The sequence below is a fragment of the Winogradskyella aurantia genome, from assembly GCF_002266855.1.
In the GTDB taxonomy this organism is placed as follows: Bacteria; Bacteroidota; Bacteroidia; order Flavobacteriales; family Flavobacteriaceae; genus Winogradskyella; species Winogradskyella aurantia.
In genome coordinates, this window is record NZ_NGJN01000001.1 from 392533 (window position 1) to 417664 (window position 25132).

Below are 25132 nucleotides of genomic sequence, written 5' to 3' on the forward strand. Positions count from 1 at the left end.
TTTAAAGACTATGTGTTTATAAAGAACAAAAATCATATTTTGGTAGTCCAATAATGGCGATATTCGACGTCTAAAACTTATACTAATGGAAAAAATAGAACATATTGGCATTGCTGTAAAAGATATAGAATCATCTAATGCTTTATTTAAATCACTTTTTGGAGAAGCGCATTATAAAGTTGAGGAAGTGGAAAGTGAAGGTGTTAAAACCTCATTTTTTAAATGTGGTCCAAATAAGATTGAATTGTTGCAGGCTACAAATCCCGAAAGTCCAATCGCAAAATTCATTGAAAAGAAAGGAGAAGGCATACACCATATAGCCTTTGCTGTAGATGATATTGACAAAGAAATTGAGAGATTAACACAAGAGGGTTTTCAAATGATTCACAAGGTTCCCAAAAAAGGGGCGGACCATAAGCTCATTGCTTTTTTACATCCGAAGTCGACCAATGGAGTTCTCATAGAATTATGTCAAGACATTAGGAATTAAAATTCTTGTAGAGTTTTAAAATATATAGTAATATTGCACACTTATTTGGTTTAGCTCTTAGGAGTTAATAGGTCCCATAGCTCAGTTGGTTACCTGCCTACCTGGCGGTAACGGCGGGCAGGGAGCACCAAATAAGTGTATTTAAAAATAATGATTTATGTTTATGTGCTTAAAAGCTTAGTTGATGACCGCTTATATGTTGGTATGACGCAAGATGTAGCTAATAGAGTAAAGGAGCATAATTCAGGTAGAACAAAAAGTACAAAAGGATATAGGCCATGGGTTAAAGTCCATGAAGAAATATATTCGGATAGAACTGCTGCGAGACAAAGGGAAAAGTATCTTAAATCGGGATACGGAAAGCAGTGGTTAAAAAATAAATATAAATTGGTCCCATAGCTCAGTTGGTTAGAGCACCTGACTCATAATCAGGTGGTCCTTGGTTCGAGCCCAAGTGGGACCACAACAAAGCCTTTCGTTAGAAAGGCTTTGTTGATTTATAGTTTCAGCTTTTAAGAAGGAACCTGCCGTACCTGCATTCCAGATCAATAGTATTTATATATTTTATATTTAACACACAACACCTAATTTACCCTTAAAACAGCACATTTTTAGCATTTCACCGATAATATTTACCGTTTAAAGACGTTTTTTAGTAGAATAAATTTTGTTGGCTAAGTTTTTTTTATACTTTTACAACTTTATAAGCAGCATGCAAAACAAAACGATGATGGCCTCAGTCTTACTATGTTTTATAGGCTTTTTGTCGATGGCTCAAGGAGCAACGCCACCGCCCCCAATGCCACCGCCCCCGCCTGGACTCCCGATTGATGGAGGTATCATTGCATTATTTCTGGTAGCATTTGGTTATGGTATTTTCAAAGCTTATAAGTTATCAAGGCGCGAGAATCCTACTGTTTGAGCTCATGTAGGCGCTTGACGTATTTTCCAATCACATCAAATTCGAGATTTACAATATCCCCAACCTTTAAGGTTTTAAAGGTCGTATGCTCATAAGTGTAGGGAATTATAGCAACCGAAAAGGTGTTAGGTTTTGAATTGACAACAGTAAGACTCACCCCGTTGACGGTTATGGAACCTTTTTCAATGGTTATATTGTGATAAGTAGGGTCGTAATCAAATGTATATAACCAACTACCGCTGGTTTCCTCAGCAAAAGTGCAGGTTGCGGTTTGGTCAACATGGCCTTGAACCATATGCCCATCTAGGCGCGCACCTAGTTTCATGGCACGTTCAATATTAACAAAATCACCTTTCTTTAGCTTGTCCAGGTTGGTTTTGTCTAAAGTTTCTTGTATCGCCGTTACTGTGTAATTAGAGCCGTCGATAGCAACCACAGTTAAACATACGCCGTTATGGGCAACACTTTGGTCTATTTTTAATTCGTTAGTAATTTTTGTCTTTAAAGTAATATGCAAATTGCTATCACTCTTTTCTAGTTTTTCAACAATTCCTAAATCTTCAATAATCCCTGTAAACATAAGTTGAACTTTAATTAGTTAAATTTGCAATTGCAAAGTTAAGCACAACGCTTAATTCAATATTCATTTTTAATAAAAAAATAGGACAGACAGAATAATGAAAAAGGAAGAAAAGATAATTGTGGGAATATCTGTTGGCGACCTCAATGGCATCGGTCCAGAAATTATTATTAAGACGTACGAAGACCCGAGGTCTTTAGAGCTCAGTACACCTGTAATTTTTGCTTCAGGAAAGGTGATGCAATTTTTTAAAAATCACTTTAACAGCAAGATTAACTTTTTCAATATTGATTCTCCAGAAGACGTGGTACACGGTAAAGTAAATGTGGTTAACGTATGGCGAGAGCCCGTTAAAATAGAATTTGGCAAGGAGGATAAAAAAATAGGCGAATACAGCATTAGGTCCCTTGAAGCAGCAACAAAAGCCCTTAAGGAAGATAAGATTGATGTTTTAGTAACAGCACCGATAAACAAACACAATATTCAGTCCGATAAGTTTAATTTCCCAGGTCATACAGACTATTTGGCGCAGGCTTTAAATGGTAAAAGCTTAATGTTTATGGTTTGTGATGGATTAAGGGTGGGCTTATTGACAGACCATGTCCCACTGAAAGATGCGGCCGACCGAATAAATGAAGCTTTGATTGAGGAGAAGCTAGACACCGTAATCACATCCTTAAAACAAGACTTTGGCATAAGAAAGCCAAAGATAGCTGTATTGGGTATCAACCCTCATGCTGGTGACAGTGGCGTTATAGGAAGTGAAGATGATGATGTTCTAAGACCAACCTTGGCAAAAATTAGAGATCAAGGACATTTGGTTTATGGGCCTTACTCCGCAGATAGCTTCTTTGGTTCTAACACATTTAAAAATTTTGATGCAATTATTGCGTCCTATCACGACCAAGGGCTTATTCCATTCAAGACAATCTCGTTTGGTGAAGGCGTTAATTATACGGCGGGCCTATCAAAAGTAAGGACATCTCCAGACCACGGAACAGCCTATGAAATTGCTGGCAAGGGCATTGCTGATGAAACCTCATTTAAACGCGCCATTTATACAGCTATTCAAATTTACAAGAACAGAAAGGAGTATAAATATTTTAGCAGAAACCCTTTAAAAAAGGTTTCAAAATAACATCGGACAAAATTTGTTGCTTTCTAACCTTTAAGTAACTAAAAATTTATATATTTGCAGGCTCAAAATGAGTGTGGTAATGAAGACATTAAAAGCGTATACAATTCCGTTTGTTGGCTTAAAGTTGGGAGAGCATCATTTTGATTATGATATAGATAATACGTTCTTTCAGAATTTTGAGTATAATGAATTTAGCGGGGTTGATGTTAAAATCAATCTTAAATTAGAGAAAAAAACGACTTTATTGGAGTTATTCTTTGAGGCTAGAGGGTCGGTAAATATTAATTGCGATATCACTAACGAGCCTTATGATCAATTAATTGATGATAGTTATAAATTAGTTGTAAAGTTTGGCAGTGAATACAATGATGACAATGAGGATATTTTGATTTTGCCTCATGGTGAATATGAAGTGAATGTTGCGCAATACATATATGAGTTAATCATATTGGCCTTACCGGTAAAACGCATTCATCCAGGAATAGAAGATGGCACGTTAAAGTCGGATATACTCACAAAATTGCAGGAACTTAGCCCAAAAGACGAGAGTGATTCAAAATCATCTGAGGAAATAGACCCTCGATGGAATAATTTAAAAAAACTATTAACGGATAAATAACATTTAAAATGGCACATCCAAAACGTAAAATATCAAGAACCAGAAGAGACAAGAGAAGAACACACTACAAAGCATCTGTCCCTCAAATTGCTACATGTCCTACCACAGGAGAGCCACATTTATATCACAGAGCACATTGGCATGAAGGCAAATTGTATTATAGAGGTCAAGTTCTTATTGATAATTCAGTAGAAGAAGAGAACGCGGCATAAGTCTTATGCATGCATATAATAAAACGCTCACTTGTGAGCGTTTTTTTTATTTTAATTTTCTCAATAAGGCAAAATCTACGTAATTTGCGTCATTATTATGCAAAAAACGTAGAAAAATCATTAAAATTCATCAATTTCTAGCGATTTTCTATACTTTTAATTAATCTATAAGCTAATAATGAGTAAAGTTAAAGCGGCCATTACAGCTGTAGGAGGCTATGTTCCGGATTTTGTTTTAACCAATAAAATCTTAGAGACAATGGTAGATACTAATGATGACTGGATTACTACCCGAACAGGCATCAAAGAGCGCAGAATTCTTAAAGAAGAAGGTAAGGGCTCATCATTTTTAGCAATAAAAGCAGCTGAAGACTTAATTCATAAAACCAACTTAAACCCAAGGGATATCGATTTGGTTATTGTTGCTACCGCTACGCCTGATATGAAAGCGGCTTCTACTGCTGCTTACACTGCCACACAAATAGGTGCTGTCAATGCATTTTCATTTGATCTGGAAGCGGCATGTTCCAGTTTTCTTTTTGGAATGTCAGTAGCCTCTTCATATATTGAGTCTGGGCGCTATAAGAAAATATTGCTTATTGGTGCCGATAAAAATTCTTCCTTTATAAATTATAAAGATAGGGCGACATGTATCATTTTTGGTGATGGTGCCGGAGCGGTACTATTCGAACCCAATGAAGAAGGGCTTGGTGTTCAAGATGAATATTTAAGAAGTAATGGAGAAGGGAGAGAGTTTCTGCAAGCCACCTATGGTGGTTCATCATATCCTATAACATCAGAAACTTTTGATGAAGGCAAGCATTATGTGTTTCAAGACGGGAAAACAGTCTTTAAAAATGCTGTTTTTAATATGGCAGATGTAGCTGAGCGTATTTTAGAAAGAAATAACCTTAGCAACGACGATATTGCATGGCTAGTGGCCCATCAAGCCAATAAGCGCATTATTGACGCTACTGCCAGCAGAATAAAATTAGACGAATCAAAAGTAATGATGAATATAGAGAAGTACGGTAATACAACATCTGCTACGCTTCCATTGCTTTTGCACGATTATGAATCCCAACTGAAAAAGGGTGATAACTTAATTTTTGCCGCTTTTGGCGGTGGATTTACTTGGGGCTCCATTTATTTGAAATGGGCTTATAATTCCTAACATAAAAACTAACTAACAAAAGATTTAAACATTATGGACTTAAAAGAAATTCAAAACTTAATAAAATTTGTGGCCAAATCTGGCGCAAGTGAAGTTAAGTTAGAAATGGATGATGTTAAAATTACCATTAGAACGGGCTCCGACTCAGACACAACTATTGTTCAGCAAGTACCAGTACAATCAGCACCCATAGTGCAGCAGCAACCTCCAGCAGCAGCTCCTGCGCCAGCACCTGAGACCCCAACCCCAGCTCCAGCCTCTGAAGATTCCAAATACATTACAATAAAATCACCAATAATAGGAACCTTTTACCGTAAACCCGCCCCAGACAAACCTGTTTTTGTTGAAGTAGGTTCAGAAATTAAAGAAGGTGACGTACTTTGTGTTATTGAGGCCATGAAACTATTCAACGAAATAGAGTCTGAAGTAACAGGTAAGATAGTAAAAGTACTTATTGATGATGCCACACCGGTTGAATTTGATCAGCCTTTATTTTTAGTTGATCCGTCATAACGATTGAAAATTCCAATCCACAAATCCCAAGACCTAAATATTGGTATTTGGTGCTTGGAAGATGAATTTTTAAAGCAAAGGTTATGTTTAAAAAAATATTGATTGCCAATAGGGGTGAAATAGCATTACGTGTTATTAGAACCTGCAAGGAGATGGGCGTGAAAACAGTTGCAGTATACTCTACGGCTGACGCTGAAAGTCTACACGTTAAATTCGCAGATGAAGCCGTTTGTATAGGCCCTCCAGCAAGTAGCGAATCTTATCTAAAGATGTCAAATATTATTGCCGCAGCAGAAATTACAAATGCTGATGCTATTCATCCCGGCTATGGTTTCTTGTCTGAAAACGCCAAATTCTCTAAGATATGTGAAGAGCATGGTATTAAGTTCATCGGCGCTTCTGAGGAGATGATTGCCAAAATGGGCGATAAAGCAACAGCAAAAGCCACTATGAAAGCTGCTGGAGTTCCATGTGTTCCCGGAAGTGAGGGAATTATTAAGGATTTTAAAGAATGTGAAACTATTGCGAAAAAGGTCGGTTATCCTGTAATGTTAAAGGCCACAGCAGGTGGTGGAGGAAAGGGTATGCGCGCTGTATGGAAACCCGAAAATTTAAAAGCGGCATGGGATTCTGCCAGGCAGGAATCAAAAGCAGCTTTTGGAAATGACGACATGTACATGGAAAAGCTTATAGAAGAACCACGTCATATTGAAATTCAAATAGTTGGTGATTCTAGAGGTAAAGCCTGTCATTTATCAGAAAGAGACTGTTCTATTCAACGGCGACACCAAAAATTAACAGAGGAAGTACCGTCTCCATTTATGACTGATAAACTCCGTGATAAAATGGGTAAGGCTGCGGTTAAAGCGGCTGAATACATAAAATATGAAGGAGCTGGGACGGTGGAGTTTCTTGTTGATAAAAATCGTAATTTCTATTTTATGGAAATGAATACCCGTATTCAGGTAGAACATCCCATTACAGAACAGGTTATAGATTTTGATTTAATTAGGGAACAGATTTTAGTAGCCGCAGGAGTGCCTATTTCCGGTAAAAATTACACACCAAACCTACACTCTATTGAATGTAGAATAAATGCTGAAGACCCTTATAATGATTTTAGACCTTCACCAGGTAAAATAACTACCTTACATGCACCTGGGGGCCATGGGGTTAGACTTGATACTCATGTGTATGCGGGCTATAGTATTCCGCCCAATTATGATTCCATGATTGCTAAATTAATAACCACAGCACAAACAAGAGAAGAGGCTATAAATAAAATGAAACGCGCCTTGGATGAGTTTGTAATTGAGGGTATTAAAACCACAATACCATTCCATAGGCAACTTATGGAACACCCGGATTATTTAGCAGGTAATTATACTACTAAATTTATGGAGGATTTTGAGATTAAAGCAGAAGAAGAAGAAGATTAAATAAAAACCCAAGCTATTTGCTTGGGTTTTTTATTTCCATAAATACGGTAATACTAAAAAATCATATTCACAAGTATTTAGAGGCGGTCTTAAAAAATTTGCATTTAGGTTTGTTAAAAAATGTTAACTTTGAAATTCATAAAAATGATTTTTCAATAAAAACGAAAAATTAGAAAACCTGTTTTACATGAAAAACTTTACCCTAAAAACTATTATTGGCATTATTCTTATTATGATGTCGTTTACTATCCATTCACAAGACCGCACTTGTGGAATGGAAGCTTACATGGAAGAAATGCTTCAAGATCCAGAGTATGCGAGAGAATATGAAGAGAGTCAGAGAAGATTTAAGCAGCGTCTTCAAGAGTATTTATCAGATCAAGATTTTAGCCAAAGACAGAATACAATAGAAATTCCCGTTGCAGTACATTTCCCTGAAGCTAATGAAGCTGATAGAGCATGTTTGGAAGTACTTGCACAAAATCAAATTGACATATTAAATGCAGATTATTCTGCAACTAACACTGACATTGCTACATGGAATAATTCTGTAAGTTCCCTATTTCCTGGGACAACTGCCGGTGTTGCAGATATTTCTTTTTGCATAGCTGTATCTAACCATCCTCCTGGTTTAGACCCGGAACTAATAGAGGGTAACCCTGCTATTACCATAGGTTATAATTTTGGAGGTGGAAGTCCCCGTGACGGTAATTGGGCCGGTTATTTAAATTTCGTTGTAAGAAATATTGGGGCATTGGGCTTTTCTCCGCTTGGGGGAAGTATAGCGCTCGGTGATGCTGTTACCATGGATAATAATGCTTTTGGTTCAAATGCAGTACCTGGCTGCCCCGGATCAGGTGTTGTCCCAAGCGCACCATACAACCTTGGTCGAACCACTACCCATGAGTTAGGCCATTTTTTTAATTTAGAGCACACCTTTAATGGTGATGGTAATGGAACTTGTGGTATAGGTGGTGATGGTATAGCCGATACGCCAGAAGTTGCTAATAGCACCTATGGCTGTCCTTCACCCAATGCTGTAGCATCTTGCCTTGCTGGTCAAGTAGCATTGACCATGAATTATATGGATTATGTGAATGATGCTTGTATGTATATGTTTAGTGCAGGTCAAATGACAGTAGCTGAAGCCTATATAACAAGTAATTTAGTGCCAGCTTTAGCTCAAAATGTGTGCACACCACCAACACCAGGCTTTACTTTAACTGCAAATGATAGTCCAGTTTTTTCTTGTCCAAACACTGACACTCAGGCTGTTTTTAACCTGTCTTATACAACTATTTTAGATTTTGCTGAAATGACTACGTTTAGTGCTTCTGGTTTGCCGGCAGGTGCTACAGCAACCTTTAATCCACCTTCTCTAAATGATGATGGCGATTTTACAATGACCATCAATAATATTGATGCCACAGCTCAAGGTAATTTTACCATAACTGTTACAGGCACCTCAAATTCTGTTACAGAAACGGTAGATGTTGAACTCAATAACAATTGTACTCAAATACTCTGTGACCCTTATTCATCTGCTCAAAATTTAAATATCCCTATCGCTGATGGTTCAGGAGGAAGTGCAGGACAACCTATTGCTTCAGACGTTATCAATATACCTAATTCATCTATAATTGAAAGTATGACTGTAAACGTAGATGTTACTCATACTTTTATTGGAGACTTAATTGTGCAATTAGTCCATCCAGACGGCGTAACCTTTGTCAACTTATGGGAGCTAGATTGTGGCGGACAAAATGATTTTGATATTACTTTTGATGATACCGCAGGTACAATAGCTTGTGCCCAGCCCACCACAGGAACCTACGCACCTTCAAATCCATTAAGTGCTTTTAATGGATTAGATGCGCAGGGTAATTGGACGATATTTGTAGCGGATTTCTTTGGAGGAGACACGGGTACTTTCAATGATTGGACTATAACGATTTGCAGTGAACAGGCTCTTAGTGTAGACGAACTATCATTAGATAAGTTAACAATTTTCCCTAACCCCAATAACGGCGAGTTTAACATAGGATTCGATTCTAATTCTGGGGAAGATATCATTATTGAAATCTTTGATTTAAGAGGTAGAGCGATTTATTCTCAACGTTATAATTCCGTAAGGAGATTTGAGGAGGTAATCAACTTAAATAATGCACAATCTGGCGTATATTTATTGAATATATCAGATGGCCCCCAAAAGGTAACCAAGAAAATAATTGTTGAATAACAACTTAATTTATTAATAAAAAGCTCCTAATTTTAGGAGCTTTTTTTATGCTATGGAATTATCGTATTGGGAAATAAAAACGTGGTTGACCAATGTGGACTTTACCGTTATTGGCAGCGGTATTGTAGGTCTAAGTTGTGCCTTAAATTTAAAATATAGATATCCAAAGGCTAAGGTTATGGTCTTGGAAAAAGGTATGCTTCCCCAAGGCGCAAGTACTAAAAATGCAGGTTTTGCATGTTTTGGAAGTTTAAGCGAAATAATTGATGATTTAAAATCACATACTGCAGATGAGGTTTTGCAGCTTGTAAAAAAGCGAATTGAAGGATTACAATTACTGCGTGAAATCTTAGGCGATAGAGCCATTGATTATCAAGAATTGGGTGGGTATGAGTTGTTCTTAGACTCTGATACGGCCTTATATGACCAATGTTTGGAAAAACAGGACGGCATAAATCACCTGTTATACCCTGTTTTTAAGTCAGAGGTGTTCTCCTGGAAACCTAATCAGTTTAAATTCGGAAACATCAAACCCAATTACAGTTTTAATAAATACGAGGGTCAGATAGATACTGGTAAAATGATGGACGCCTTATTGATAAAGGCACAAAAGGAGGGTATAAAAATTTTAAATAATTGCCAGGTTGATTCCTTTTCAGAGGACCATTCTACCGTTAAAGTTAAGACACAACATTTTAATTTTTCAACCGAGCATTTGCTCATAGCAACTAATGGATTTGCATCAAAAATACTCCCTGAGTCTGTAAAACCAGCAAGAGCACAAGTTTTAATTACAAAGCCTATTGCGGACTTGCGCATCAAAGGCACGTTTCATCTTGACCAAGGGTATTATTATTTTAGAAATATTGATAGTAGAATTTTATTTGGCGGTGGTCGGAATCTAGATTTTAAAACCGAAGAAACTGCTGAATTTGGACAAACCCCTATTATACAACACAAGCTAGAAGAACTATTAGCACGTACCATTTTACCAAACACTGAATTTGAAATCGACCAGCGCTGGTCAGGTATCATGGGGATAGGGCTTCAAAAAAACCCTATAGTTAAACAACTTAGCAACCGTGTATATTGCGGCGTAAGGCTTGGTGGCATGGGAGTTGCCATAGGTAGTTTAGTAGGTAAGGAATTAGCTAATTTAATAGAATAGCCCAGTTATTGCTGCAGGGGCAAGCAGCTCATAATTATTGACCTAAAACATAGAATTGGTACTTAAGCAACAGTTATACCAAAAATGTCGAGACTTCTTAAACGAGCGTTTAGAGACTATTCAATGTACTATTTTAGATATTCAAAATTCATTACTAAGCGAAACCAAGAGTAGTGCGGGAGATAAACACGAAACAGGAAGAGCAATGCTACAATTAGAACGTGAAAAAGCAGGTTATCAGCTTGCTGAAGTACAAAAGCTAAAGGAGCTACTTGACAGAATCGATCCAACAACCATTAATGAAAACATAGCGCTAGGCAGTATTGTTTTTACTTCAAAATTCAATTATTTCATTGCACTCAGTGCTGGCGAAATAGAGATCAATGGCGATGTGTTTTATGCAATCTCACCTTCAACACCTATAGCAGTGTTACTCTTATCGAAGTCCATGGGCGACACTATTACATTTAGAGATACAAATTTTATAATTACCAAAATTCTATAAAAAAAGTATAATTCTTTTTATGTCCATAAATTGTGCTGTAACTTCAGAGCATAAAAGTTAGACGTGCTTAGAAAAATAGTTGTCATATTTAGTTTTGTTTATATCGCATTGGGGTTTGCTCAGGGCGATTCCAGTATAGATTTTGTTATTAAAAATTTAGGTATCAATGTCGACGGCAGTTTTAATGAATTTTCAATTTTAACTGAATTTACTTCAGAAGGTGCTTTAGAACACATCTCAAGTCAAATAAAAGTAGCCTCAATAACTACAGGTATAGAAAGTAGGGACGAACATATTTTAGAGGAAGATTATTTTAATGCTCAAAAATATGAGTTTATCACGCTTAAAAGCACAGCCATTAATAGAATAGCAGATAAAAGCTATATCGTAGATGCCAACCTAACCATAAAAGGAATTACTAATCGTGTACAAGTGCCAGTTGAGGTTAAAAAAGTATCGGGAGGTTATGAAATCAAATCAAATTTTGAAATTAACCGCAGGGATTTTGATATTGGTGGAGGTGGTTTTGTAATGGGAAAAATAGTAAAAATACGTGTGGACCATTATCAAGAATTGTAGATGACGGCACGGCAATTTGATGTTATTATTATAGGTGGGGGATTAGCTGGATTGACTAGTGCTATACACCTTTCCAGAGCTAAGTTTAAAGTGTTACTTATTGAAAAAAATGATTATCCTAAACACAAAGTATGTGGCGAATATATTTCAAATGAAGTATTGCCTTATTTGAATTTTCTAGACTTTGACCCTTTTGAATTTGGGGCTAAGCGTATTTCAAAATTTGAATTGACCACCCCTAACAATAAGAAAATTGAAGCAAAACTTCCACTAGGCGGTTTTGGTATGAGCCGTTATGAAATGGATTTTCGCCTTTATCAATTGGCCCTTAAATATGGTGTTGAAGTACGCCAAGATACCGTAGTTGATGCAAATTTTGAAGGGGATATGTTTCAGGTAGACACAAAGGCCAACCACAGTTTTGAGGCCAAAATTGTCATTGGTGCTTTTGGCAAACGCTCTAATTTAGATATACAATTCAATCGAAAATTTATAAAAAAGAAGTCGCCTTATTTAGGAGTCAAAATGCATGTCTCAGGCGATTTCCCTGAAGATAAGGTGGCCCTTCACAATTTTAAAGGGGGGTATTGCGGGGTATCTAAAGTTGAAAATAACCATATTAACGTATGTTATATTACCAACTTTGAATCGTTTAAAAAGTACAAGGATGTAAACTCCTTTCAAGAGGGAGTAATTTTCAAAAACTCAGAATTGAAAAAGATTTTTAGCAATTCAATCCCAGAATTTGATAAACCATTAACCATAAGTCAAATTTCTTTTGAGACAAAAAGCCCAGTAGAAAACCATATGCTTATGTGTGGTGATACGGCAGGCATGATTCATCCCTTATGCGGAAACGGTATGGGTATGGCCATTAGAAGCGCCCAATTAGCATCGCAGTTAATAATTGATTATCTTGAAGGAAAAATCGTAACTAGAGTTGCTCTGGAAAGTACTTACGCCAAACGCTGGAAAAACACTTTTAGTTTAAGGTTGAAAGTGGGACATATCATTGCTTATTTATTTCGACAAGATTTATTAGCGCCAAAGTTATTGGTGCTGCTAAGATGGTTTCCCTTTCTAGTGCCCCAGATCATAAAAATGACCCACGGAAAACCCATGGAGGTATAATGAGTCTATTTATAGATACCACATATAGAAGTGATGCCACTGAAATCATGGACGATTTTACCATGAAAGGAGAACTGCTTCGAGATACCTTAGACAAATTAGGCAATATTAATAAATGGTTGGGCGGCAATAGGGTTACCCTAAGTGGAATAGCACAACTGTTAAGAGGACAGCCTAAAGATAAAACCTATACGATTATCGATTTAGGCTGTGGCCATGGTGATATTTTAAGGTTGATTGCAGATTTTGGTCGAAAGCACAACTATAACTTTAAACTGATAGGAATTGACGCCAACCAAGACGCTATAGATTACGCCATTGAATTGTCTGAGAGTTATTATGAAATAAGCTTCAGAAATGAGGATATTTTTTCATCGAAATTCCAGGATTTGCAGTACGATATTGCCTTAACAACGTTGTTTTTACATCATTTTAAAGAAAAAGAAATACTAAGTTTATTGCGTGTGCTTTCAAGTAGTGCTAACTTAGGGATTGTTGTTAATGATTTACAGCGCAGTGAAATAGCTTATGGATTATTTAAATTATTGAGTTTGGTAATTTCGAACCAGATGATAGTTCAAGATGGTTTAACCTCAATTCTTAGAGCTTTTAAGAAAGAAGATTTAGAACACATGTCCAAACAATTAAACCTCAAATCACAAATCCGTTGGAAATGGGCATTCCGTTACCAATGGCTAATAAAAACATAGATGGCAGTAAGAATAACATCAGTAGCAAAGGAATTGCCTAAACATACACGAGAAACAAAGGATATTCTGCCGTATGTTGAACTTTGGTTGGAAGGCCAGGAAGAACGCTTTAAGCGAAAGGTTCTGAAAATTTTTGAAAATGCAGCGGTAGACAAAAGGTATTCTATAATGGATGCAGAAGAGGTATTCCTGAAAACGTCTTTTGAAGAGAAAAATGATATTTACACAAGAGAATCTATTAAGTTAGCAGAGAAGAGCTTGCTAAAAGCTTTGGATAAAGCGGCTCTGAAGCCTTCTGATATTGATTATATTATAACCGTAAGTTGTACAGGGATTATGATTCCGTCCTTAGATGCCTATTTAATTAATCGGTTAAAAATGAAGCAAGACATTGTCCGTTTGCCAGTTACTGAGATGGGTTGTGCGGCGGGCGTATCAGGGATTTTATACGCTAAGAACTTTTTAAAGGCCAATCCAAACAAACGCGCAGCGGTTATTGCTGTAGAATCTCCAACAGCCACATTTCAGATTGATGATTATTCCATGGTCAATATTGTTAGTGCCGCTATTTTTGGAGACGGCTGCGCCAGTGTTATTTTATCCTCCTATGATCATGAGGCAGGACCAGAGATTAAGGATGAAGCCATGTATCATTTTTTTGATGCCGAGCACATGATGGGCTTTAAACTGCGTAATACGGGTTTGCAGATGGTTTTAGATCAAACCGTCCCACAAACTATTGCGAATCATTTCCCTAAAATTATACATCCCTTTTTAGAAAAGAATGGATTGACCATAGAAGATATTGACCATTTGGTCTTTCACCCAGGGGGTAAAAAAATAGTACAAACGGTTGAAGATTTATTTGGGGCATTAGGAAAGAATATCGATGACACTAAAGAAGTTTTAAGACTTTACGGTAATATGAGTAGTGCTACGGTATTATATGTATTGGAGCGTTTTATGGACAGAGACTTACCGAAAGGTGACAAAGGGATAATGCTCAGTTTTGGACCTGGTTTTTCGGCACAACGAATCTTATTAGAATGGTAGCATGAAGGAATTTCAAGATAAAAATTATTGGGCTTTAATTCTTGGCGGAAGCAGTGGCTTGGGTTTGGCTACTGCCAAAAAGTTAGCCAAGCACGGCATGAATATCTGTATTGTACATCGAAATTCTAGAATGCAAGAGGGTGAAATTCAAGCCGAGTTTGAAATCATAAAGCAAGAACCCATTAAATTTAAAGCCTTTAATACTGATGCCTTTAACCCTGAAAAACGAGACGCTATCCTAGAAGAATTGAAAGTGGTTTTTGGAAAAGATCACAAGATTAGAGTCTTGGTGCATAGTGTGGCCAAAGGAAATTTAAAACCAATGGTTTCTGATGAAAAACCTGTTCTTAAAAATGACGACTTTGCCTTAACCATCAATGCCATGGGCATTAGTTTATACGATTGGACCAAAGCCCTTTTTGATGCAAAATTATTTTCAAAGGACACCCGGATTATAAGTTTTACAAGTGAAGGGAACACAAAAGCTTGGCAAAATTATGCAGCCGTTTCCGCTGCAAAAGTAACCTTAGAGGCGCTTACACGAAGTATAGCTTTAGAATTCGCTCCATACGGCATAAAGGCGAACTGTATTCAGGCAGGTGTAACGGATACATCGTCCTTACGAATGATTCCTGGAAGCGATAAAATTATAGAATATACCCTAAAGCGAAACCCAAATAAACGCCTAACCTTGCCAGAAGACGCAGCGAATGCAGTGTATTTACTGAGTAAAGATGAAGCCTCTTGGATTACAGGCGCTACAATTCCAGTTGACGGAGGCGAACATTTGAGCTAATATGAGAACGACAGAAATCATTTCGCTTTTACCCTACCAAAAGCCCTTTCTATTTGTTGATGGTATTGATTCAATCTCTGAAGATGCTGTTACTGGTCATTATACATTTAAAGAAAACGAACCATTTTATGAAGGGCATTTTAAGGACAACCCAATAACACCTGGTGTTATTCTTACAGAATGTATGGCTCAAATTGGCTTAGTGTGTTTGGGTATTTATTTACTAAAAGATGAATTAAAAGACTCTGTGAAACCACAAATAGCATTGACCTCACATCAAATGGATTTTTACCTTCCGGTTTTGCCGAAAGAAAAGGTTGTTGTAATTTCAGAAAAAGAAGTCTTTCGTTTTAACAAGTTGAAATGCAAGGTAAAGATGTTGAATCAAAATAATGAATTAGTGTGTCGGGGAACCATTTCAGGAATGTTGAAGGTATGAAACAACGTGTCGTCATAACCGGTTTAGGAGTTGTGGCACCAAATGGTGTAGGCATTACTAAATTTACAGAAGCCTTAAAAACTGGAAAGTCAGGAATTACATTTCACCAAAACCTTAAAGACTTAAATTTTTCCTGCCAAATTGGGGGCATTCCTAAAATTTCAGAAGAACTAACTGCAGCATATTTTACGGAATTACAGTTACGAGGGCTTAACAGTTCAGGCATTTTGTACGGTTGTATTGCTGGTATTGATGCTTGGAAAGATGCGGGCTTTGAAATGAATCCTGAAAGTACATTAGATTATGATACAGGTCTCGTTTTTGGTACAGGGACTTCTGGAGTTGAAAAATTCAGAGAGGCCATTTATAAATTAGACGAAGGCAATGTTCGACGATTAGGAAGCACTGTGGTTTTGCAAACTATGGCAAGTGGTATTAGTGCTTATTTAAGCGGAATGCTTGGTTTTGGAAATCAAGTCACCACAAATTCGTCAGCATGTACTACGGGAACCGAAGCCTTGTTGATGGGGTTTGATCGTATCCAAAATGGAAAAGCAAAGCGTATGCTAGTTGGTAGCTGTAGTGACCACGGCCCTTATGTTTGGGGCGGATTTGATGCTATGCGTGTTATGACCTATAAATACAATAACAATCCAGAGGAAGGTTCCAGGCCTATGAGTGCTTCAGCTTCGGGTTTTGTGCCTGGCAGTGGTGCAGGAGCTTTGGTCTTAGAATCCTTGGAAAGTGCCCTTGAACGAGGTGCTAAAATTTATGCGGAGGTGTTAGGCGGCGAGATTAATTCAGGTGGTCAACGCCAAGGAGGAACCCTAACGGCTCCGAATCCTCAGGCTGTTCAACGCTGTATTACAAAGGCCATAAAAAATTCCGGTATAGAACCTGAAGAGGTTGAGGTTATTAATGGCCATCTCACAGCTACATCAAAAGATACCTTGGAAATAGAAAATTGGTCGAATGCTTTAGAACGCTCAGGTGACCAATTTCCCTATATAAACTCCACCAAGTCTTTAGTAGGTCATTGTTTAGCGGCTGCTGGTGCTATTGAGTGTGTGGCTAGTGTGATTCAACTAAAACACGAATTTGTAGCCCCAAATATTAATTGTGAAGATTTACATCCAGAAATAGAGACCTTAATAACCTCAGCTCGTATCCCCAAACAGAAACTCGATTTAAAGTTTAATGTAATCGCCAAGGCTAGTTTTGGTTTTGGCGATGTTAATGCCTGTGTTTTATTTAAGCGATTTATAGCGTAACTTTACCTAATAAAAGCGCACTATGACAAAAGATGAACTGATTACCAAACTCAAGGCTATCATTGCACCCTATGTTCAGGATGAAGAGGCATTTAAAAAACTATCGGAAGACACTGATTTTGTAAAGGATTTAAAAATCAACTCAGCTAATTTGGTAGATATCATTTTAGATATTGAAGATGAATTTGATATTCGATTAGAAAATGAGGACATGGAAAAAATGCTCGATGTGAAGTCGGCCATGGCCATCGTGAATGCCAAGCTTGAAGCCTGATGGTAGGCAATGACATTGTCGATATTCGTGAGGCTAAAAAGTATTCTAATTGGCAACGACCACGATTTTTAGAAAAGCTTTTCACCTCAGAGGAGCAACAATTGATTCACGATTCCCCAAGCCCTTTTTTAATGGTTTGGCGTTTATGGACCATGAAAGAATCCGCCTATAAACTCTACACACAAACATCACCAAGTCGTTTCTACAGCCCGAGAGCTTTTCAATGTACTATTGAAAACTCAAAAGCAATAGTCTGTTATGAAGACTTTCAATGTAATGTCAAAACAAAACTAACGTCGCTATATATCTTATCTGAAGCGCGCCTCAGCGTGAACAAAATGACTTATGATGTTGTATTATTTCATGATAAAAACCCCAAAATCCAGAGCGAACTTTTAAAATCAAGATTGTTAGAAATGGTTTCAAAACTATACAATACAAATAGGCCTAATTTGAATTTTAAAAAATGCAAATATGGAATTCCAAAGGTGATTTACAATTCTGAAATAATACATGTTAGTATGACGCATCATGGAAATTTTGGGGCTATAGCGCTTTAATAAAATGAAACTATTAGAAGTTAGCATAGCTAAGATTATTAAGTATAGAGTTGTAATTATCGCAATTCTAGCGTTGGCTATGGCTTTTTCTGCTTATCAAACAGTTCAAAAGTTAACTGTAGATAATTCTTTGTCCATTTGGTTTTTGGAAGACAACCCAAGCTATAAAGCCTATATTGATTATCAGGAAGAATTTGGTTCGGATGAGATTTTTGTCGGGATGGTTCCTGTTGAAAATGCTCTAGAGGAGAAAAATATCGATAGACTAAAGGAACTTCATCAAGCTATTGATTCGTTATGGTATGTAAAAACGTCCTTTAGTTTGGCAAAAGCCAAATATCCTATTTATGCTAATAAAAAAATTGTTTTTGAGGATTTATATAACGCCCAACGGAGTGAAAAAGGATTAAAAAGTCTATTTAAGAAACTCCCAAATATAAGCGCGCAACTCGTTACAGATGATTACAAACACCTATTTTTCTACATACAGCTAAATCCCACCCCTTCTATTGAAGAACAGCGCGAAGTTATAGCAGGAGATATCAAAACCATTATTGAGTTGTATTATGATGATTATTACTTATCTGGCGCACCAGTTCTTAATGAAGCATACAGTAGAGGGATTTATAAGGAGAGTTTAGTTTTTGGTGTACTCACTGTTTTGGTTATTGCTATTATGCTGCTGTTTTTACTACCTAGCAAACGCTATCTTTTTATGGCGTTACTATCTGTTGCTGCACCAATAACCTTACTTTTTGGTATAATCACCTCATTTGGATTCGCCTTGAATATGATTTCTATGCTTATTCCAACCATTTTAATGGTGTATAGTGTTAGTGATGCAGTACATATTATCAATATCTATCATAAAGAAGGCTTAGTGCAAAAAAGCATGTCCAAACAGCAGTTGATGTCCCTCGCGGTACTAAAGAGCTTTACACCTTGTTTTTATACAACCTTGACGACCTTTGTTGGTTATTTCGCCCTGTATTTATCTCCGTTGCCAGCGTTCAAGAATATGGGTATTTTTACCTGTATTGGATTGTTATTAGCCTTTGCTTTAGTTTATGTGATAACCATTATTGGCTTTAGTTATGTCAACTTGGATTTTGAAAAGGCCAAACCTGTTTTAAGTTGGAAACGCTATTCACAAAGCCGCACCATTGACTGGCTCAACAATATCACAACACAATACAAAAACAGCATTATTATATTTTCTTCTCTAATTTTAATTTTTGGATTGTATTCTGTTTTCAAGGTTAATATTGATACCAATTCTTTAGACCTACTCGCCGAAGGACAGGCAAAGGAGGACCTTCGATATGTTGAGCAAAAATTAAAAAGTAGCTCGCGCTTACAACTTAACATTACCTCTAAAACAGAGACTATGCTAAAGTCCGAGCCTTTGAAACAGCTAGAATCGTTTCAGACCAAACTCGAGAGGAATAAATTTATGAGCACACCAGTTTCTGTGGTCAACTTGAAGAATTTTTTAGAAAAAAGGACACCAGTTCTGTTTCAATCTAATCTTTCAAAAGAGAGCATAGCAGAAACTATTGGCAGTATTGGTGACAAGAGCCAAGACTTTTACACATTCTTTTCTAAAGATTTTAAAACTGCAGGCATCACCATTGGTGTTAAAGAATTAAAAACCTCAGAATTAGAAACCTTACTTTCTAATATTAATTCTGATTTTGAATCTTCTTTTAATCAAGAGGAATATGATATTAAAGTGAATGGTTTTTCAGTGGTTTTTGCCCAATTGAATAACTTCATTCTCGAGACCCAATTTAAATCCTTTTTTGCTGCATTTTTTGTGGCCTTTTTATGTCTATGGCATTTTATAAAAAGTTTGAGAAGTACCATTTTGGTGCTTATTCCTAATATTCTGCCCTTAGCGATTCTCGCCATTTTTATGAGCCTTTTAAATATTCCTTTAGATGTTTCTACCGCCATGATTACACCTATTATGCTGGGCATAGCCATGGATGACACTATTCATTTGGTTTATAAATATAGGCGGAGCAAAAAAATTAGGGGCTCAGCTGAACAGCGCATTAATAAAGCGATGCATTACACGGGGAGTGCTTTATTTTCAACAACAATTGCCTTGGTGGCAGGATTTTTAATTATAGCATCAAGTGCAGTGCCTTCCGTTAGGAACTTTGGATTACTCTGTGCTGTTACTGTAGCAATTGCTTTACTTACAGACATCTTCTATTTACCTTCTCTTTTAAAGAGATTAGATAAATAGGTTATGGTCTAATTTTAAAGTAAACCTCCGTACCCGAATTTATTTTAGTCGTATGCTCAATCAATAGTGTTCTTGAGTTATATTCCACTGCAATCAACCAGGTCTTACCATTAAAATAAGAGTCTTTTACCAGGGCCTTAAAATCTGAGACTTCCGTTATTTTAAGTTGATGGGGATAGTAAATTTTATCATTGATAATTGAAAATTCATCAAAGAACGAAGCGACCAATCCAGACTTTGGGTTATTGTATAATTCTTGTGGACTACCAGTGGCTAATATGGTCCTATCATGCAATACGAGCATGGTATCTGCAAAACCCAAAACATCGTATTTGTCATGGGTAGCTACAATGCAGGTGATGGCATTTTTCTTTAAGTAATTAAAGACACTGCGTCGTAGGGATTGTTTTTTAAAGTTATCAATATGACTGAAGGGTTCATCTAGTAATAAAATATCGGGTTCTTTGGCCAGCGCTCTAGCTAGTGCCACACGTTGTTTTTGCCCACCACTCAATGTTTTCACCTTTCGTTTTGCAAACGCTTTAAGCTCAACAACATCAATGAGTTCGTTAATGCGTTGTTGACGTTTTTCAAGGTTAAATCGAGACAAATATTTACCTATATTATTCTCAACACTAGTATACGGCATTAAATCAAACTCCTGTGTCACATATTTCATGAAGCCGTATCCAATGACCAAGTTGTATTTAGGCCCCTTTATTTCGGTATCTTTCCACCAAATTTGCCCCTGTTCTAAATCGTATTCACCGTATATAAGTTTAAGTAGAGTGCTTTTTCCAGACCCGCTTTCGCCGATAATGGCAAGGTTTTCACCTTGCTCCACCGTAAAGTTGATATTATCTAAAACATGGGTTTTAGAATACCCAAAACTGACCTGTTCTACCCTTAGCATGCTGTAAAAATAGTATAAAAAAACCGCCTGAAATTTTTCAAGCGGTGTTCTCACTTATGGATTGAATCAATTACTTCTTAATAAACTTTCGTTTGATGCTTTTACCATTAGACTCTAATCGCAAAAAGTAAATACCACTTTCTAAATAAGAAACATCTAGAGCATCAGAATTAAGCTTTAAATTAAGCACGCGCTTTCCGTTAATATCAAAGACGGTTGCAATTCTTCCAACTAAAGCTGCAGTTGTTGTAATCATTAATACATCATCTACTGGATTAGGATAAATAGATACATCCGCCAATTCTTCGTCTATAATGCTCAAGGACGCACCCTCAACAATAGTGTGTGCTATATTGATATCCGGGTTTGTAATAACATCAATAATACCTGATGGCCAATAGATAGTAATGTTATCAATTGCGGTTTCAGTCCCTAGTCCAAAATGAGTATTTAAACTACTCATAAATTCAAAACCTTCACCACTCCTAACATCCCTTATTTGTATTCCGCTTGGCGTATGAAGCTCAACTCTTGCACCGATACCGTTGATATTACTTACAGTTCCAACTGTATTGATTTTAACCCAATTATTAGAATTGGCATTATTAACGTAGAGAGTTCCACTTCTAAACACATCTAGGAATCCGTCATTATTGACATCTCCAATAGCTCCCGTAGGGGGCATATTATTTGGGTAATTAGTGAAGGTAAAATCACCATTGTTAAACAGAACATCACCATTTGACAAAATATCTACAAATCCGTCATTATCAAAATCTACTGGGGCGTTTTCGATGCCTAATTGTGCATCTAAAACGCCAGAACCTGAAGTAACGTCTGTAAACGTACCGTCACCATTATTTCGCATTAGCTTGGAGTCACCATTAGCAAGGCTGCTAGCTCCCACATAAACATCCATATCACCATCGTTATCAAAATCGGCCCAAGCTGATGACCAGGTTTGAACATTGTCACCTAGATTCGATGAATTATCGTGTCCATCAGTTGGATAATTTGTGTCATACCAGCCGTTACTGTCAGCCACATTAACAAAAACACCATTACCGTCATTACGCCATAATTCGTTTGTGCTTATGGTCGTAGAACCACCACGACACTTTGCAATAAACAAATCCATATCGCGGTCATTGTCATAGTCTATCCAAACTGTACCGTAATTACCGCCACCTGGCGTTAGTCCTAGACCGTTTGGCACCACTCCTGGGGAGCGCCCTTGATAAAAGGTTAAATTTCCAGAACCATCATTTATGTAATATACATTTGCTTCAATATCATGACAAACAAAAGCGTCTAAATGACCATCATTATTGATATCTATAAAGTTAGAACGCTGAGAAAAGACATCTTCTGGCCCTGATATTTCAGTGTAACCGGTTCCATCATTATTAGCTTTCATAAAGGTTACGCCATTCCCAGAACCGTACAATAAATCGTTATAGCCATTACCATCAAAATCACCTGCGGCTAAACTCCAAGTAGGTAAGTGATTGGCAAAAGAGGTGGTAATATTTACTTGGTTAAAACCTCCTGAAGCTAATTGGTAATTCACGTTTATATCGGTTCTGCCGACAGAAACTACGTCGTCTAAAAAATCGCCATTAAGGTCTACTAATGCAATATCGTATGTTTCGGGAGCATTTATAGGATTTGGAGTAAATGTTACAGGATATCCAGACAAATCTGTCCCTGTAGTGAAGTTTACAGTTTCCCAACTACTGAAACCATCCGTTAAGCAATTTGCTCTTACATAAGCGATATAATCAGTTTCTTGGGACAGATTAGAAAAGGAGAAGGACAAATTTGAAGTCGAAGTTCCGGAAGAAGGAGTGCCTTCGCCAGGAAATCTCAAGGCGACCTCCCAAGAGGTCTCATTAGTGCCAGGGCTCCAATTTACAATTGCGCTATTGGCAGTAACATTGCTTACGCTGAGATTTAAAACATTGGGACAAGCGGGAGGAGATGTGGAATTAATGGTGGGAGAATCCACACAAAAACCCCAGCCCCACGTTAAATTATCATTATAAAAAATACGATATTGAAAATTTTGGAGTTGATTAGCAGTAAACCCTGAAATGTCTAATAGGGAGCTTGAAAATGAACCGCTAGAAGAACTACAAAAACTGTTTTGCGCACTTGAATTATCTTGTAGTGATTCCTCCCAATTTTCCCAAGTACTAGAATCTGCATTCCAATATTGCAAAAATAAATCCTGGCCACCCTGGAAAATATTAAAGACATAAGTAAAGCTAACGGTTAATTCAGTTTCATTCGCATTAAATGCATCTGTCAAATTTATCACCGGTGATTCAGCTGCAATCGTATTGTTTGAAGCACTGCCAGGCGCATCGTCGTTGAACGAAAAGGAAGAAGAGCCATTACTAACAGTAGGATTTTCATCCAGAAAATTAGCATCAAACTGTCCTGTTAAAGTCCAGTTTTCATTGGGCCAAGCTGCTGGTTGGTTAATTACCTGTGCAAATGCATTTAAACTTATAGCAAGGAATAACGTGAATAGTAATGTTTTTTTCATATGTCTAAATTTAGTTACATTCTGTATTTAAGGAGTCTATCCATTCTTCAATTAAGGCAATCCCTTCAGTATGCATTAAGGTTCTTCCAAGAAGTGGCATCCTCAACGAAGGGTCTATAGAGCTTATTCTATAATGAAGCACAGATTGACGGGCGTCTCCTGGTTCAATAATATGGCCCAACCCCTCCTCTAAATCTGTATCGGGATCTACACAAACACCCATATTGGTATAATTATTAGTGTCACTAAAATCTAACCTAAGAGGCCTGTAGGCACAATGTGTTTCTTCCGAGTGACAGTGAGCACAATTAATGTCTAAATATGCTCTAACCCTCATTTCAATGGGCTGTGATTCATCACTGTAATCAGGGAGAGTTGAAACCAAAGCAGGTAAAGCATCGTCGAGATAGCCAAACTCAACCCACTTATTGAGTTGGTTTTTTAAACCATCATCGTAATTATAATCACGGTTTAAATTTCTAGGTTTAGGCCCTATAGGCTCTGCTATTTCCATGATTTTATGACATGTGAAACATTTTGCCCCCGATGGGATTCTATAGTCTACTGAATTCGTTGTACCATTTTCAAGCCATTCTATATTTACAGTACTTCCGTTGAGGTCGAAAAACGCTTCACTTTGTTCATCGTTCCAAACGTAATTAGCAAAATCCCAACCTTCAGCCTTCTTTATCATCAGACGTGTTTCTATGATTTTGGTGTCGTTATCTGGAAGCACGTTTTCATAGTAAAAATTCTTTATTAAGATGGCACCAACCGGAAACTCCAAGTGCGTATCGTCGTTAACGTAGCTAGCCCTGGTGTTATTTGGCAACCAAACAAAGCGTTTCTTTTTGGCGTAATCACTAAATAATTTAGAATTCAAGGAGTAGGGAAGAATGCCAAAAGTAGGCTCTAGGTTTTTCATATCACCTGCAAAGAAACCGTATTCGGAAAGAGTGCTATAAGGCATCTCTGCCAAATTGAAATTCACTGTACTGGCACTAGTAATAGTTATGTTAACAGTAGTGGTCTCACAATTTTCAGTGCCATTGCAAATGGTATATTCAAAGGAATCTCCTCCGGTTTCATTAGGGTAAGCCTCATAACGTACAATATCATCAAGGAGATTATTTGGAGTATTATTTAGGTCTAGAATTTGAGCCGTTCCTTTGGTTGGGTTAGTTATGTTGAATTGACTCGAGGGCGGAATATTGGCATCATTTAAAAACACAAAAATATCTATTGAGCTATTTTGAGTAAGTGTAATTGTATCTGAGCTCAGTTCAATGTTCAATGGTGTGATACTGTCATCCTTAGCACAAGATATAGCAAATAAACAGATTAGGCCAAGGCATTTCCCTAAGTATTTTTTTAGCATAGACACTATATTTTTCAATCGAAAAATGTAGAACTAGTATTCTACTTTTATTTATTCGAAACGAAGGTAAATCTAAGACTTTTTTTTAAAAGCCCTTATAGCTAAGGGTTTAAATGCATTTTAAAGGAGTTGTATTCCAAGAGAAATAGCAATCCAAAATGATAATTACAGATAATGGCTTTAAATTAACTAGGCCCAAAAACCATTATGTTTAAACATCTTAA

Annotated in this window: 26 protein-coding genes and 1 tRNA gene; 23 read left to right on the top strand and 4 right to left on the bottom strand. The window is 37.0% G+C overall.

Going from position 1 to position 25132, the window contains the following annotated elements; genetic code table 11:
* The first annotated feature begins 85 nt into the window (after window positions 1–85).
* From mce to CA834_RS01835, 4 genes are all read left to right on the top strand, one after another.
* Window positions 86–490 carry a methylmalonyl-CoA epimerase gene (gene mce / locus CA834_RS01820; RefSeq protein WP_094966953.1) on the top strand — a complete coding sequence of 135 codons (405 nt, stop codon included), beginning with the start codon at window positions 86–88 and terminating at the stop codon, window positions 488–490.
* 150 nt (window positions 491–640) lie between these two features.
* Window positions 641–889 (top strand): GIY-YIG nuclease family protein, encoded by a 249-nt coding sequence (locus CA834_RS01825; protein ID WP_094966954.1) that lies wholly within the window; start codon window positions 641–643, stop codon window positions 887–889.
* Window positions 880–953, top strand: a tRNA-Ile gene (locus CA834_RS01830). Before CA834_RS01825 ends, CA834_RS01830 begins: the two co-directional genes overlap by 10 nt.
* A gap of 264 nt (window positions 954–1217) precedes the next feature.
* Complete coding sequence (locus tag CA834_RS01835) at window positions 1218–1412, top strand: hypothetical protein (protein WP_094967236.1); 195 nt, start codon at window positions 1218–1220, stop codon at window positions 1410–1412.
* Here CA834_RS01835 and CA834_RS01840 read toward each other — a convergent pair.
* The gene (locus CA834_RS01840) at window positions 1402–1992 is read right to left on the bottom strand and encodes a riboflavin synthase (protein ID WP_094966955.1); all 591 of its coding nucleotides are present in this window, start codon (window positions 1990–1992) and stop codon (window positions 1402–1404) included. The two genes, CA834_RS01835 and CA834_RS01840, sit on opposite strands and share 11 nt — an antisense overlap.
* A 97-nt stretch (window positions 1993–2089) precedes the next feature.
* Here CA834_RS01840 and pdxA point away from each other — a divergent pair, with 97 nt between their 5' ends.
* The 19 genes from pdxA to CA834_RS01935 all read left to right on the top strand — a co-directional run bounded on the left by pdxA (window position 2090) and on the right by CA834_RS01935 (window position 20066).
* On the top strand, window positions 2090–3130 hold the full coding sequence (pdxA, locus tag CA834_RS01845; protein WP_094966956.1) for a 4-hydroxythreonine-4-phosphate dehydrogenase PdxA: 1041 nt from the start codon (window positions 2090–2092) through the stop codon (window positions 3128–3130).
* 79 nt (window positions 3131–3209) lie between these two features.
* Window positions 3210–3749 carry a YceD family protein gene (locus CA834_RS01850; protein WP_094966957.1) on the top strand — a complete coding sequence of 180 codons (540 nt, stop codon included), beginning with the start codon at window positions 3210–3212 and terminating at the stop codon, window positions 3747–3749.
* 8 nt (window positions 3750–3757) lie between these two features.
* A complete protein-coding gene (rpmF, locus tag CA834_RS01855) occupies window positions 3758–3961 on the top strand; it encodes a 50S ribosomal protein L32 (RefSeq protein WP_094966958.1) in 204 nt (67 codons plus the stop codon).
* 178 nt (window positions 3962–4139) lie between these two features.
* Window positions 4140–5135, top strand: a complete 996-nt coding sequence (locus tag CA834_RS01860) for a beta-ketoacyl-ACP synthase III (RefSeq protein WP_094966959.1) — start codon at window positions 4140–4142, stop codon at window positions 5133–5135.
* Window positions 5136–5168: 33 nt separating this feature from the next.
* On the top strand, window positions 5169–5648 hold the full coding sequence (gene accB / locus CA834_RS01865; RefSeq protein ID WP_094966960.1) for an acetyl-CoA carboxylase biotin carboxyl carrier protein: 480 nt from the start codon (window positions 5169–5171) through the stop codon (window positions 5646–5648).
* A gap of 83 nt (window positions 5649–5731) precedes the next feature.
* On the top strand, window positions 5732–7087 hold the full coding sequence (gene accC / locus CA834_RS01870) for an acetyl-CoA carboxylase biotin carboxylase subunit (RefSeq protein ID WP_094966961.1): 1356 nt from the start codon (window positions 5732–5734) through the stop codon (window positions 7085–7087).
* 187 nt (window positions 7088–7274) lie between these two features.
* A complete protein-coding gene (locus tag CA834_RS01875) occupies window positions 7275–9326 on the top strand; it encodes a zinc-dependent metalloprotease (protein WP_094966962.1) in 2052 nt (683 codons plus the stop codon).
* Between the two features lie 52 nt (window positions 9327–9378).
* The gene (locus CA834_RS01880) at window positions 9379–10494 is read left to right on the top strand and encodes an NAD(P)/FAD-dependent oxidoreductase (protein WP_094966963.1); all 1116 of its coding nucleotides are present in this window, start codon (window positions 9379–9381) and stop codon (window positions 10492–10494) included.
* Window positions 10495–10549: 55 nt separating this feature from the next.
* Complete coding sequence (locus tag CA834_RS01885; RefSeq protein ID WP_094966964.1) at window positions 10550–10999, top strand: GreA/GreB family elongation factor; 450 nt, start codon at window positions 10550–10552, stop codon at window positions 10997–10999.
* 63 nt (window positions 11000–11062) lie between these two features.
* Window positions 11063–11578: a YceI family protein gene (locus CA834_RS01890; RefSeq protein WP_094966965.1), complete on the top strand. Its 516-nt coding sequence runs from the start codon at window positions 11063–11065 to the stop codon at window positions 11576–11578.
* A complete protein-coding gene (locus CA834_RS01895) occupies window positions 11579–12709 on the top strand; it encodes an NAD(P)/FAD-dependent oxidoreductase (RefSeq protein WP_094966966.1) in 1131 nt (376 codons plus the stop codon).
* The gene (locus CA834_RS01900) at window positions 12709–13419 is read left to right on the top strand and encodes a methyltransferase domain-containing protein (protein ID WP_094966967.1); all 711 of its coding nucleotides are present in this window, start codon (window positions 12709–12711) and stop codon (window positions 13417–13419) included. The genes CA834_RS01895 and CA834_RS01900 overlap by 1 nt, the downstream gene beginning before the upstream one ends.
* Complete coding sequence (locus CA834_RS01905) at window positions 13420–14472, top strand: type III polyketide synthase (protein ID WP_094966968.1); 1053 nt, start codon at window positions 13420–13422, stop codon at window positions 14470–14472.
* Window position 14473: 1 nt separating this feature from the next.
* The gene (locus CA834_RS01910; RefSeq protein WP_094966969.1) at window positions 14474–15268 is read left to right on the top strand and encodes an enoyl-ACP reductase FabI; all 795 of its coding nucleotides are present in this window, start codon (window positions 14474–14476) and stop codon (window positions 15266–15268) included.
* 1 nt (window position 15269) lies between these two features.
* Entirely contained in the window at window positions 15270–15707 is a 438-nt protein-coding gene (locus CA834_RS01915) for a 3-hydroxyacyl-ACP dehydratase FabZ family protein (protein WP_094966970.1), read from the top strand.
* Window positions 15704–16978 (top strand): beta-ketoacyl-[acyl-carrier-protein] synthase family protein, encoded by a 1275-nt coding sequence (locus tag CA834_RS01920; RefSeq protein WP_094966971.1) that lies wholly within the window; start codon window positions 15704–15706, stop codon window positions 16976–16978. The genes CA834_RS01915 and CA834_RS01920 overlap by 4 nt, the downstream gene beginning before the upstream one ends.
* A gap of 22 nt (window positions 16979–17000) precedes the next feature.
* Window positions 17001–17252, top strand: coding sequence for an acyl carrier protein (locus CA834_RS01925; RefSeq protein WP_094966972.1), 252 nt, complete (start codon window positions 17001–17003; stop codon window positions 17250–17252).
* Window positions 17252–17812: a 4'-phosphopantetheinyl transferase family protein gene (locus tag CA834_RS01930; protein ID WP_094966973.1), complete on the top strand. Its 561-nt coding sequence runs from the start codon at window positions 17252–17254 to the stop codon at window positions 17810–17812. Before CA834_RS01925 ends, CA834_RS01930 begins: the two co-directional genes overlap by 1 nt.
* 4 nt (window positions 17813–17816) lie before the next feature.
* Window positions 17817–20066, top strand: a complete 2250-nt coding sequence (locus CA834_RS01935; protein WP_094966974.1) for an efflux RND transporter permease subunit — start codon at window positions 17817–17819, stop codon at window positions 20064–20066.
* A gap of 1 nt (window position 20067) precedes the next feature.
* Here CA834_RS01935 and CA834_RS01940 read toward each other — a convergent pair whose 3' ends face one another.
* The 3 genes from CA834_RS01940 to CA834_RS01950 all read right to left on the bottom strand — a co-directional run bounded on the left by CA834_RS01940 (window position 20068) and on the right by CA834_RS01950 (window position 24908).
* The gene (locus tag CA834_RS01940) at window positions 20068–20979 is read right to left on the bottom strand and encodes an ABC transporter ATP-binding protein (RefSeq protein WP_094966975.1); all 912 of its coding nucleotides are present in this window, start codon (window positions 20977–20979) and stop codon (window positions 20068–20070) included.
* Window positions 20980–21049: 70 nt separating this feature from the next.
* The gene (locus CA834_RS01945; RefSeq protein WP_094966976.1) at window positions 21050–23530 is read right to left on the bottom strand and encodes an FG-GAP-like repeat-containing protein; all 2481 of its coding nucleotides are present in this window, start codon (window positions 23528–23530) and stop codon (window positions 21050–21052) included.
* Window positions 23531–23540: 10 nt separating this feature from the next.
* Entirely contained in the window at window positions 23541–24908 is a 1368-nt protein-coding gene (locus CA834_RS01950) for an SO2930 family diheme c-type cytochrome (RefSeq protein ID WP_094966977.1), read from the bottom strand.
* Between the last annotated feature and the right edge of the window lie 224 nt (window positions 24909–25132).